The 13289-nt window shown below is 39.6% G+C and carries 10 protein-coding genes; 2 read left to right on the top strand and 8 right to left on the bottom strand.

Translation table 11 applies throughout. The features are described from left to right. Positions 1 to 5 precede the first annotated feature (5 nt). Positions 6 to 800, top strand: a complete 795-nt coding sequence (locus BLW60_RS08980) for an RnfABCDGE type electron transport complex subunit B (RefSeq protein WP_074716568.1) — start codon at positions 6 to 8, stop codon at positions 798 to 800. Positions 801 to 839: 39 nt separating this feature from the next. Here the strand turns inward: BLW60_RS08980 and BLW60_RS08975 are convergent, their stop codons facing one another. Beyond that, positions 840 to 1775 (bottom strand): hypothetical protein, encoded by a 936-nt coding sequence (locus BLW60_RS08975; RefSeq protein WP_074716566.1) that lies wholly within the window; start codon positions 1773 to 1775, stop codon positions 840 to 842. After that, positions 1768 to 2322, bottom strand: coding sequence for an RNA polymerase sigma factor (locus BLW60_RS08970; protein ID WP_074716564.1), 555 nt, complete (start codon positions 2320 to 2322; stop codon positions 1768 to 1770). Before BLW60_RS08970 ends, BLW60_RS08975 begins: the two co-directional genes overlap by 8 nt. 530 nt (positions 2323 to 2852) lie before the next feature. Between BLW60_RS08970 and BLW60_RS08965 the strand changes: the two genes are divergently transcribed. Further along, entirely contained in the window at positions 2853 to 9494 is a 6642-nt protein-coding gene (locus BLW60_RS08965) for a leucine-rich repeat protein (RefSeq protein WP_074716562.1), read from the top strand. A gap of 227 nt (positions 9495 to 9721) precedes the next feature. Here the strand turns inward: BLW60_RS08965 and BLW60_RS08960 are convergent, their stop codons facing one another. The 6 genes from BLW60_RS08960 to BLW60_RS16475 all read right to left on the bottom strand — a co-directional run bounded on the left by BLW60_RS08960 (position 9722) and on the right by BLW60_RS16475 (position 13188). After that, positions 9722 to 10039, bottom strand: a complete 318-nt coding sequence (locus BLW60_RS08960; RefSeq protein WP_074716561.1) for a type II toxin-antitoxin system RelE/ParE family toxin — start codon at positions 10037 to 10039, stop codon at positions 9722 to 9724. Continuing rightward, positions 10036 to 10299 (bottom strand): type II toxin-antitoxin system prevent-host-death family antitoxin, encoded by a 264-nt coding sequence (locus BLW60_RS08955; protein ID WP_074716559.1) that lies wholly within the window; start codon positions 10297 to 10299, stop codon positions 10036 to 10038. The genes BLW60_RS08960 and BLW60_RS08955 overlap by 4 nt, the downstream gene beginning before the upstream one ends. Positions 10300 to 10347: 48 nt before the next feature. Then, entirely contained in the window at positions 10348 to 10854 is a 507-nt protein-coding gene (locus BLW60_RS08950) for a hypothetical protein (protein ID WP_074716557.1), read from the bottom strand. Between the two features lie 355 nt (positions 10855 to 11209). Beyond that, positions 11210 to 11737 (bottom strand): deaminase domain-containing protein, encoded by a 528-nt coding sequence (locus BLW60_RS08945; RefSeq protein WP_081348187.1) that lies wholly within the window; start codon positions 11735 to 11737, stop codon positions 11210 to 11212. A 12-nt stretch (positions 11738 to 11749) separates the two neighbouring features. After that, a complete protein-coding gene (locus BLW60_RS08940) occupies positions 11750 to 12268 on the bottom strand; it encodes a hypothetical protein (RefSeq protein ID WP_074716554.1) in 519 nt (172 codons plus the stop codon). Beyond that, positions 12235 to 13188 carry a DUF6076 domain-containing protein gene (locus tag BLW60_RS16475; protein WP_139283392.1) on the bottom strand — a complete coding sequence of 318 codons (954 nt, stop codon included), beginning with the start codon at positions 13186 to 13188 and terminating at the stop codon, positions 12235 to 12237. Before BLW60_RS16475 ends, BLW60_RS08940 begins: the two co-directional genes overlap by 34 nt. Between the last annotated feature and the right edge of the window lie 101 nt (positions 13189 to 13289).

Below are 13289 nucleotides of genomic sequence, written 5' to 3'. Positions count from 1 at the left end.
CGCGTATGACTACTTATCTTATACCTGCACTTATCCTCGGAGGCTGCGGAGTTCTGGCAGGTGTTCTGCTGACAGTTGCTGCAAAGGTATTCCATGTTGAAGTCGATGAACGTATCGAAAAAATAAGCGAGGCACTCCCTCAGGCTAACTGCGGTGCCTGCGGATTCGCAGGCTGTTCCGATTACGCAAACGCTATAGTTCAGAAAGGCGCAGCTACAAATCTCTGCCGTCCGGGCGGAGCAGATGCAGCAGGGAAGATAGCTGCTATTCTCGGTACTGCTGCCGCTGAGGTAGTTCCAATGACAGCTGTAGTTCACTGTAACGGTGACTGCAATGCTACTCAGACTGCTTTTTCGTTTGACGGAGTCCAGTCATGTAAGGCTGTGAAGCGTTTCTACGGCGGAAACGGTACTTGTAAATTTGGCTGTATCGGTCTTGGAGATTGTGTTAGTGCTTGTGAGCATGATGCAATAAAGGTCGTTAACGGCGTAGCAAAGGTAATACCTGCCTTATGCGGTGCCTGCGGTCAGTGCGCAGCTGCCTGTCCTAACAGCCTTATCAGTATAAAGCCACTTGCAAAGCATATTGATGTTCTTTGTTCCTCGGGCGATAACGGAAAGGCTACAAAGCTTTCCTGCAAAAACGGCTGTATAGGCTGTAAGATATGCGAGAAGAAATGTCCTAACGGTGCGATCACTGTTAATAATTTCCACGCTTCTATCGACTACGATAAGTGTACCAACTGCGGTGCTTGTATGGCAGCCTGTCCTGCTAAGGCAATTCATTCCTGTGAAAAGTAAAATAAGGTCCTCGATGAATTATCGAGGACCTTTTGATATTTATGAACCGCAGAAAAGCTCGTATAGTCTGTCGGGCATTGAGGCGTATCCCCAGTCAGTGCCGTCCGTTCCAAACTTCATTACCCACTTATCCTCAAAGTTCAGAGCATATATTCTGTGATTGTCGTCATTGTCTATGAGATAAGTATTGCACATTCCGCGCTCATCACCCGGAGTATATGTGATACTTCTGAGTATCTCGAACATCTCGGGACACTGGTACGCATTCCATGCTATATCAGAAGTTTTAGTGCATGGAAGATGTATCACCCAGTTATCTTCTGTTGTTGGCTCGGGCTCAGTTACCTTTGGTTCGGTTTGTTTTGCGGTAGTAGTTGTTACGGACTTTTGAGTGGTTTTAGTAAGCTTGCTCGTAACTATATTTTTTTTAGCTGTAGTAGTTGAGATTGTAACAGGCTGAGTGACTGTTACAACAGGATTTTTTTCATCAGACTGCGTATTCTCCGCAGGTGTCGGCTCACTGCTTTCTGTCGGTGCAGAAGCAGCGGTTGAAGTTTCGGAGTCGGATTTGCTTGTTGTAACTGTATTTGTACTTTCTTTTGTTTCTTTTTTGGGGGAGCTTGTTATCTTTGTGGTCACAGCTTCTGTGCTCTCTGTCTGCTTGTCCGCAGTTTCAGATGTACTTTCCGTAGCGGCAGGAATTACGAACTCGGTAGGCTGTATATGCCGTGTGGGGCGATTTTCGTGGAGATAAGCACCTAATATTCCTAAGCCTGAGATAAGGATAAATGCTGAGGCGATAGCTGTGACGCGCTGCCACCTGATACCGCTGCGAACTTCAACTCCCGAAACAGTCATATCAGGCTTTGGTTCATCAGTTTTGACCTTTGAGTAAGTTTCGGAGCTTATCTGAGCTTCTCTGATAAGATCGTCGTCAATGAGGTCAATGGCTTCAAATAAATCATTTTTATTCATACTCGAAACCTTCTTTCTTCAAAAATTCTTTTAGTTTCTTTCTTGTCCGAAAAAGATTTGTGGCAACAGTTTTTTCATTCATCTGGAAATACTCGGCGATCTTTGAAATGTCATCGCCGTACCAGTAACGCCTCACAAATATCTTCCTGTTTTTTTCGTCCTGCATTCGCAGAAAACGGGATATTATCTCTGAAAGCTTTTGTGTCGGGATATCTTGCTGCCGCGTATCGGGGATACACTCAGCGAGCTCGTCAATCGATACGCTTAATTTGGAATTACGCTTTGATGCGGAATTGTATTTCAGCTTGTCGATAGCTTTGTTTTTCACTATTCGGCACAGATATGTTTTGAGATCATTTGGCTCGTCGGGCGGTATCCTGTTCCATATATCGTAGTATACGGAATTCAGACATTCCTCGATATCTTCGTGCTGGGAAAGGATATTTGCTGCGATATGGAAGCATAATCTGCCGTATTTCAGCTTTAGTTCTGTTATTGCCTGTTCATCTCTGTTTCGGAACATTTCGATGATGTGTTTATCATTCATGATGTATTCCTCCTTTCGGGAGGTGAGGTCCCTCTTGACAATATAGTCGAAATATTTCGGGAAATATTTCACGTTATAAAAAAATTCACAACTCGTTCTTTAGAAGCACAAATTCCTGCATATTATAAATCACGTATATAGATGAATATACGGGTTTTGAGGAGGGCTTGTGATGTTTTGCTTCTATTGACAAATTATATAAAATGTGGTATTATTATAAAAATTTTATATTGGTGCTGCATCTTGATGATCAAAAAATTAACAGCATTAGATATGACATTTACTGTTTCGTGCTGATGAATACAGGTACAGTAATAACTTGAACTGAAAGTGTAAGGTCAGTCTCATATGGGGCTGACCTGAAAAACGCTGTATTTTATAAATAATAACATATATCATAGTTTTTATAGTATAAAAATGAGCAGTATTGAAAATGTTGACAATAAAAGCATTGACAATATATGCTTTTATTTTTATAATTTAAAATTGGTGTATTACACCGAATAAGTAATAGGGAGGAATGTAGAAAAATGTTCAAACGACTCGTAGCAGGAGCGTTGAGTGCAGTTATCTGTACTACAGCGGTCTTGTCAAACGGCAACACATTAAGTACGGTTTCGGATAACGACGCAAAAAAAGAGTCAGCTATCGAACGTGCAAGCAATCTGAGCTTTGAATCGTCCAACTCATTGGGTAACTTTATCACTCATGCAGCGGAAGAAGATCAGACTGTGAAAAAACTCGCCAATTCAGATGTTGGCGAAGGCGAATACCTGATAACAGGTCTGGATTTTGATCCTGATACAGGTAAGCTTGTTGTTACTTCCACGCAGGCAAAGGACAGCAAATACGTGATAACTTTCGTTGATGATGAGAACGGTCAGCTGTTTACTTCCGTTGAAGGAAATGTCAAAGCAGGACGCTTAAAACACAGCGAAGCTTCAGTTGACACTTCAAAGCTTGGGGAGTACTTCATTATCAAGGTACAGCTATTCGACCTTTTTAACCGTCCTGTAGGTGATTCTTTCATAGTAAAGAAGTACACTAAGGAAATGGCTGATATCCTTTCAAAAACTACCAAGGATTTCGCACAGGACAGAGTAGTAAACTTTGACGACGATGAGACAAACAACTTCGTTGTCCTCAGTGATGATACTATTATTGCCGAAAGCAACGAAGGAAAGAATGAGCTTGTTTCTTCTGACTTTGACAATAATGTTTTCGTTTTCAGCAATGCTGACGATACAGTCAAGAACCTCAGGAACGGCGAATTCTTCTATATCCAGCCAAGTCCCGAATCAATAGTTTCTATTGCTGTCGAGGACGTAAAGGTTGACGGCGATACAGTAACTGTATCCGGTAATGATAATATAGACGATATGCTTGCATTTGTCAAGTTTGAGTCACATTCAGATCCGAGAGATGCTGTTCTTGATATGGAAACAGCTGACGAGGGTATCGTTCGTACCGATACAGACTTTGAAGATACAGGTGTCATGACATTTGATATGGCGCAGTATCTCCTTTCATATTCAGGTTCAAACACTGAGTCGTTCTCGGCAAGCGGCAGTGTTGATCTTGGAGATTCAGGCATCAGTCTCGGTGCTGAGGTAGGCGTTTCTTTTACTCAGTCATTTGAGTTTTACAAAAAGTGGGGATATGCATATGCCTATTATGAATTAGGGTATGAATACTCATTCACCATCTCACTCAGTGCTGATAATGGGGACAATGATGTTATCAAGAACCTCAGCGAAAAAGACTGTGAGCCGCGACTCGGCAGCGTAGTTATACCTACAGGTATCCCGGGTGCAACAGTAAAGATATCTGTTGATTTTGTTCTTGAGCTTGAGGGTTCACTTGGCGTAACATTCTCAGGTTCTTCTACTTACGGCTTCCAGTACGATTCAGATGACGGCATGGAAACTATTGAAAATACTGAGGAAAATTCAAAGGGTGTTTCTGTGAAGCTTGAAGGTGAAGCATTTGTTGGTCTGAAGCTTTCAGCCTCGCTTGATGCTGTTGATCTTGGATTTGTTACTCTGCTCGAATTCACGCTCTATGCAAAGGTGGGCTTTGATATAACAGGCTCATTGGAATTATCTTATGCAAATGACGGTGAATCCGGATCATTCTCAAATACAGCTTTTGTATGCTTTGATACATCAGGCGATACGAAACACGCTTGTGATACGTGTCTGTCAGGTGATGTTAGCTTTGTTGTATCGGTAGGCGTTGAGTTCAAATGCTTAAAGCTCATAGACATCGAATGTGAGATCGCATCATTCAGTACAAAGCTATTTGACTGGTATCTCAGCCTTGATAATCTCGGACTTGTGGCTACTGCGGCAGGTCTTCCTGCTTCATGGATAGCTTTAGCAGGCCGCGGACCAAAGTTCGGATTGGGTTCTTGCCCTAATGTTGCGTATAAGACTACTTTTAACCTGACTGCTATAAAACCTGACGGTTCAACATATACACCTAATGCGGAGATCGTTATTGACGGTGATGTATCAACAGGTGTTGTGGGCGGCAGCAATATAGTTGTTTATTGCAGAAGCGGTGCTCATAAAGTTGATGTTATTATCAATGGTAAAAAGGTTAAGAGTACTTCATTCCATATCAATGATAAAGCAAAGACTTTGAATTATAGTTTTGATGTTGATGAGGATGATGATATTACTCCGATATCAAGCGATGACACCGATACTGACGGACCGGAGATAGTTACTACAACGGTTACAGCAAATCGTGTAAAGCGCGTTGTTACAACAGCAAAAGCTCCTTCTGCCGATCAGATCTGCATAGAATCAGGCGCACTGGGCGACCACATAATGTATATGCTCTATCCGACAGGATATCTGTATATCTTCGGTAATGGTGATATGTATGATTTCTCTCAATCACCATTCAAGGATCCTTCTAAAATAGTTAATGTGGTCATGGAGAACGCAGGAACTGAAAAAGACGGCAAATTGATAACAAGCATAGGCGATAATGTATTCAATAAATGCAGCAATATGACATCTGTCAATATGCTGAATTCTATCAAGCGTATCGGAAATAATGCTTTCAGAGACTGTACTTCATTTGCTTATATAAGCTACATAGTATTTGATTATGAGAAGCAGAAGTTAGTTGAAGTGAAACTTCCTAAGGGAGAGCTTGAAATGCCTAAGGCTCTTACAGAGATAGGCGATGCCGCTTTCTTCAACTGTAATTCATTCACCAAGATCACAATTCCGGAAACTGTTCTTTCAATAGGTTCTTACGCATTTTCAGGCTGTACTGGCATTGAAAAGATCGAAGTTCCCGAAAAAGTCGCTAATATAGGTGAATATGTATTCAGAGACTGTGTAAAACTGAAATCTGCTGTTATCAAAGGCGGTGCAGACGGTATAGGCGGATATATGTTCAGCGGATGTCCGAAACTTGCCGAACTCACACTTCCTTTTGCAGGATTTAGTAAGGAAGGTGCAGATGCTCCCGGTAAAGTAAGTCAGATATCATCATACTTCCTTAGCGGTGAGGGTGATGAATATTACCATATCACCGATGCTTACGGCAATGGCAGATCAATCCCTGCAGCACTTAAAAAGATCACAATCCTTGGCGGTAGCAGGATCTCGGACTATGCATTTTTCAGACTCGACGGATTAGAAACTGTTATCTTACCTGATACTTTAACAGCCATAGGATCACGTTCATTTGAGAATTGTTCATCTATAACAAACAATCTGCTCAAAAATCATAATAATGATGAGATAAAGAGCAAGCTGACCACTATCGGCAATAATGCATTTGCAAACTGCTCAAAAGTCGATTTCGGTGATATGAACTTCCCGACAACACTGACATCTATAGGTTCAAGTGCGTTCTCAAACTGCGAACTTATTACAAGTGTTAATATTCCTAAATCGGTAAAGACTATCGGTGAATATGTATTCAGCGGTTGTTATAAGATCGAAACGGCTAAAATATACGGCGGTGCAGACGGTATAGGCGGATATATATTCAGCGGCTGTAAGTCACTTGCTGAACTTACACTTCCTTTTGCAGGATTTAGCAAAGAAGGAGCAGATGATCCGGGTAAAGTAAGTCAGATATCATCATACTTCCTTAGCGGTGAGGGCGATGAGTATTACCATATTACTGATGCTTACGGCAACGGCAGATCAATACCTGTAGCACTTAAAACTATCAATATTCTCGATGGTAAAAGAATTTCCGACTACGCATTTTTCAGACTCGGCGGAGTTGAAAATATCAATATACCAAAAACTATAACCGAGATAGGAGTACACGCATTTGACGGCTGTACATCGATGAAAAACGGATTTATACCCGAGGGTATAACAAGCATTGGCAATAATGCATTCGTAAATTGTAGCAAAGCAAATTTTGGGGATATCGTTTTCCCTGACACTCTTACATTTATAGGTTCAAATGCATTCGTAAACTGTGAACTTATTACAAGTATTGTCGTTCCTAAAACAGTAAAAACTATCGGTGAATATGCATTCAGCGGCTGTTCAGCTATCAAAAAGGCTGAAATATACGGCGTTGATAGCAGTATAGGCGGATATATATTCAGCGGCTGTGCAAAACTTGCTGAACTTACGCTTCCTTTTGCAGGTTTCAGTAAAGAAGGTGCAGATGATGCTGGTACGGTAAGTCAGATATCATCTTACTTCCATAGCGGCGAGGGCGATGAGTATTATCATATCACCGATGCTTACGGCAACGGCAGATCAATTCCTGTAGTACTTAAAACTATCAATATCCTTCAGGGTGAAAGAATTTCCGATTACGCATTTTTCAGACTCGGCGGAGTTGAAAATATCAATATACCCAAAACTATAACCGAGATCGGAGTACACGCATTTGACGGCTGTACAGCGATGAAAAACGGATTTATACCCGAGGGTATTACAAGTATCGGCAATAGCGCATTCATGAATTGTAAAAACGCCGAATTCGGTGATATCAAGTTCCCTACAACACTGACATCTATAGGTTCAGGTGCATTCTCAAACTGTATAGGCATTACAAGTATCAATATCCCTACATCTGTAAAAACTATCGGTGAATATGCATTCAGCGGCTGTTCAGCTATCAAAAAGGCTGAGATTTACGGCGGTTCAGACGGTATAGGCGGATATATATTCAGCGGCTGTGCAAGTCTTGCTGAACTCACACTTCCTTTTGCAGGATTTAGTAAAGTAGGTGCAGATGATCCCGGTAAAGTAAGTCAGATTTCATCTTACTTCCTTAGCGGTGAGGGCGATGAATATTACCACATTACTGATGCATATGGCAATGGCAGATCAATACCTGTAGTCCTTAAAACTATCAATATCCTTGAGGGCGAAAGAATTTCCGACTACGCATTTTTCAGACTCGGCGGAGTTGAAAATATCAATATACCCAAAACTATAACCGAGATCGGAGTACACGCATTTGACGGCTGTACAGCGATGAAAAACGGATTTATACCCGAGGGTATTACAAGTATCGGCAATAGCGCATTCATGAATTGTAAAAACGTCGAATTCGGTGATATCAAGTTCCCTACAACACTGACATCTATAGGTTCAAGTGCGTTCTCAAACTGTATAGGCATTACAAGCATCAATATCCCTACATCTGTAAAAACTATCGGTGAATACGCGTTCAGCGGCTGCTCAGATATCAAAAAGGCTGAGATTTACGGCGGAGCAGACGGTATAGGAGCATTTATATTCAGCGGCTGTGCAAATCTTGCTGAACTTACACTTCCTTTTGCAGGATTTAGCAAAGAAGGTGCAGATGATCCCGGTAAAGTAAGTCAGATATCATCATACTTCCTTGGCGGCGAGGGTGAAGAGTATTACAAGGTCACTGATGCCTATGGTAATGGCAGAGCTATCCCCGCAGCACTTAGAAAGCTTACTATCATTGATGGCAGCAGACTTTCTAACTATGCATTGTTCAGATTGTCAAATATCGAAGATGTATACCTTCCGAAAACTGTCACCGAGATCTCTGATAATGCATTTAACGGATGCAGCGGTATAGAGAATGTCTACTATCCAAGTACAAGAGCAGACTGGGAGAAAAATGTTACTATCGGTGTAAACAATGAAGCAATAGACGGTAAGGTAAGATTCCTTGGTGAAGACTATTTTACAACTACTACAACTTCAGGTTCGAACGTAACAACAACGACCACAACTTCAACAACTTCCAAGACTACTACAACAAGCAAGACTACGACATCATCTACATCAACAACTTCTAAAGCAACTACAACAAGCAAGACTACAACATCAACTACTTCAACAACTTATAAGACAACTACAACAAGTAAGACTACAACATCAACTACTTCAACAACCTCTAAGACAACTACAACAAGTAAGACTACAACAACATCATCAACAACTTCTAAAGCAACTACAACAAGTAAGACTACAACAACATCATCAACAACTTCTAAAGCAACTACTACAAGCAAGACTACAACAACATCATCAACAACTTCTAAAGCAACTACTACAAGCAAGACTACAACATCAACTACTTCAACAACCTCTAAGACAACTACAACAAGCAAAACTACATCATCATCAACATCAACAACTTCTAAGACAACTACAACAAGTAAGACTACAACATCAACTACTTCAACTACATCTACAACAACTACAACTACTGAAACAACTACCACATCAACTACTACAGAAACAATTACTGAACTCACAGAGACTTCTACTGCAACTTCCACAACCTCTGAGACAACAGAAACGACGACTACAACAACTACTTCTACAACTACAGAAACAACAACTACGACAACTTCTACATCAACAACTTCTACCACAAGCACGACCACAACTACAATTACCACAACTACTAATACTGACGACGGACCTGATATCGAATTAGGTGATGCTTCGGGTGACGGCAAGGTCGATGCAGTTGATGCAAGCATTATCCTTATGATATATGCGAAGAATTCAACTTCAAATTCGATCACATTGACTGTAAAACAGAAAGAGGCATATGATGTAAACGAGGACGGTAAGATAGATGCACTTGACGCTTCTTACATTCTCTGCTTCTATGCATATATTTCTGTAACGAAAGATGAACCGATCACGTTGAAGGTATTTATGCTTGATAGGAAATAATGCATTGATAGTCTTTTTCAAGCGTATTACTCAAATTACAAAAGCTCCTCCATGCGGAGGAGCTTTTTATTGTAAATGACTATACAAAAAAATTCGCACCTCACATTTGTGAAGCGCGAATTTTTACGTATTATACGAGTGCGGATAACAGGACTTGAACCTGCATGAACTTGCGTTCATATGGACCTGAGGGATAGGTCACGTTAGTGAGCATATATTCTCTCAGACTAATCCAAGTCTTTGAACAGCAGCCTCATATAGTCGCGTTTTCCGTATATGATACGGTCTATATAGACGGTATCCCCGCTTGTTCTGTAGAATGCAAGATATTTCTTATAAACAATGAAACGATAGCCGCTGAACAAATCGGACGAGAAATAAAGAGGTTTTCCTATCTCTGAACGCTCTTGCAGAGCATCTATTGTATCAAGAATACCATCTATCGTATTCTCAGCAGCAGTGGGATTTAACAACTTTTCAGAAATATATGCCCATATTTCGTCCAGGTCATTCTGAGCTTTCGGAGAGTAAACGATTTTATTCATACTTTCCTTGCTCCAAAACGCTTTCTGATATCTTCAGATGATATCCAGCCTTCCTGTTCCCCTGCCTTTCTACCATCTTCCAGTTCGCACATCAGGCGGAGTGCTGCTTTAGTACGCTCGTATTCCTCTTGTTCCTCAATATCAACGATCGCATAGCAACCCCGACCGTTCTTGGTAAGATAAACAGGCGAACCTACTGCAACGTCCTGCAATACGGCAGAATAATTTCTTAAATCTGAAATAGGCACGATATTCGGCATAGTAACAGCTCCTTTCAGAATAATTTTTATATATTTATTATAACTCAGTCATAATGATTTGTCAAGTTTTAAGATAAATTTATCAGCTGATTTCTCATAAAGTGTTAAGTTGATAAATGACTTATTCTTTAGTTTTTTACTGTCAGCTTTTACATCGCCTTTGCAATAAACCACGTTTCTATCTTCAAATCCCCAGTTAGCATTCCGCCAGTAAAAGAGCTTGCTGTCCTTGTAGTAAAGCTCTTTCAGCTTGTTCAGTGAGGCATTTACGGATTTATTTAACGCATTCGGCGTCATGAGTATTAGCTCGGATATATCATTAGCGGACATCTCCTCATAGCCGAATACTCCAAAGCATCTTCCGATGATCTCTTGTTCCTTCTTTGACAGCTGATCAAACAGCGGATTTAAGTATTCACAGCAGAGCTTTATATATACATCGTTATCATGGTGAAGCTCGTTCTCTCCGAGCCTGTCCTCGGTGATATAATCGAAGCCGAAGTTGTCCTCCTCACTGCCATATATGATGACAGAGTATACGAAGGAATACTGCAATGGATATTAACAGGATTTTCTATGACTTCTTTCATTTCATTGTAAATTAAATCCTTGTCATCAAAATACTTGTTTTCTCTTATATACACAATACTATTACTCCTTTAATTTAGTATAGTTTTATCGTTGTTATGAACAATTTCAACTTCAATATTGGGATATTTTTCAGAGTCCTTCAGCGACATACAAAAAAACAGCTTCCCCTGTCTGAAATCATTCGAGCATAAGGGAAAGCTGCTTTTCATTAATTGCTATAGATTGTGTATGCCGCTTAGATTACCCAAAACTGCAAGGACTCTTTGTTAACACTTGCCAGTAACTGCCCACGAACACTGCTGGCAAATTATATGAGCAATTATGATATATCAAACCATGTTTTGAAATCAGATGGCAATGTCTGAATAAACTTTTTAAGTCTATCTACAGTATTTTTTAGATATTCATATTCATCTTCATTTATCATTGTAAATGGAAAACCTCTGTCGAATTTATTGATATCTTCCTTCAACGACTGCAAATGATATATGTTACCTGTGACTTCAAGAAGCGCACCTTCAAAAGTTAATGCAGATAAAAGCGCTTCTTCTTCAGTATGAATAAAATTTTCACAGTATTCTTCGACTAAATAACATAGCCTGAGACTATCTAATTTAGATTCTGAAAAATAATAGTGAATATCTTCTTTAAGATGTTTTACAGCTGTTAAATATTCGTTTTTATTAATCCTCATATTCCACCTATTTAATATTACATGTATATTGTTATTGTGAATAACTTCAATTTCAATATTAGGATATTTTTGAGAAAACTGCGCAACGACATCTGAGCAACTTTCACAGCACCTTCTTTCAGTATACAAAGTTACTTTACCTGTTGCATTAATATTTCCGTTTGTTTACTTAGGTGTTGTGAAAATAACATCTCCGGAATAATGATTGTCAATCCTGAACTCCCATTCATAATTTTGGGGATTTTGTTCAAAAAGAACTCTCTTCTGAGGATCAGAAATGAATTGTCCTGCTAATCCTGTATCAGTATTTTTAAATTCAATATAGTCAAGAGAAACTAAAAAATCATGTAATTTTATTGCCATATCAATATTTGTGATTTCATAGCATTCTCGCCATTGCCAATCATTTTCATTGATAAGTTCATTATCAGATATACAGCATCGTCTGAAAATATAAGCACATATCTCGCGTAAAGCAGAGCGTGAAACTATAACAGGATCTGATTCTACTGAATACTGATAATCTGAATATTTATTGCATATCTCAATAATAGTAGCACGATGATCAAGAAACATTCTGCTGCCCCAGTAACAAATCTCTTTATAGCCTGAATAAGAACCTGAGACTACTTCTCCTGTTAATTTGTCTTTTATACGCGCTTGTATGCTAAAATCAAAGCCCATTGTAAAAACCTCCATACCGTAATAGCTCCGCGCTGACAGCTTCGCATGATTCGGTGTACCGCTTTCTTGTATGTTTGATACTTTGGATTGTTGTCATTACTATCTTTGATATGTGTCTTCCTGTATGCTATCTGCTTACAGGTGAACTTAGGATCTTCAAGAGAAGGCTTGTCGCAGAAGCGAGTTCTGTATGCGTTGGTTGAAAGGTAGAACCGTTTGCAATGCTCGCATTTCCTAATGCTATGCCCAGCCATAAGACCTTTGAGATAGTCGATTTTCAGGAATGACTGCAGTATAGAAGTATGATAATACTCTGCGATTACATATTTTCCACTACCTTCATAAGTCTCTCTTGGTACAAGATTGAGTGATGATAGGAATTCTGTATTTGTATAAATGAAACCGTCATTATAGACAGGATTGACGATATACTTGTAAGCAAGCGGAGAGAAAACGAAATCATAGTATGCAGCAGCATAATCATCAGGAGTACACTTTTTAAGATTCCTTATCCACTGTGTAATAAAGCAGTTTATAGTTACATTGAAACTGTAAATGTCTATAATTATACCGTTATACTCGTTACAAAGCTGACAAAACATATCCCAGCTCTCTAATATGCTTTTATCTTTAAAATAAGATTTAATTGTCTCAATGGGAGTACCAAGCACTTGAAATATCTTATGTACACGGAGCAGACTGTCAATTCTGAATATTTCTTCTTTAAGTTTATCATACTTCTCCTGCTCAGGCAGTTCTGTTGGGAATTCTTTTTTGAATTTGTCAAAACTAAAGTATATCTCATGGAACTGATCGTCGTTGATATTCATACAGGATTCGGTAAGCTCTCCGAGCAGAAAGTCCTGTCCGTCGACTTCAATTGTCTTTCCTTTGACGTAAAAACAAATATCAGAAAACATATGTTCTATCACCTCCGATTATAGTATATCACATCCAAAATCAAATTGCAAGTAAAATTGTCGTTTTTAATAAAAAATAATTGTTACCTGATTTTATGCAA

Source organism: Ruminococcus flavefaciens (assembly GCF_900108555.1).
In the GTDB taxonomy this organism is placed as follows: Bacteria; Bacillota; Clostridia; order Oscillospirales; family Ruminococcaceae; genus Ruminococcus; species Ruminococcus flavefaciens_P.
Note: the sequence above shows the minus strand (reverse complement) of the source record. Positions and strands in the feature narration are given on the sequence as shown.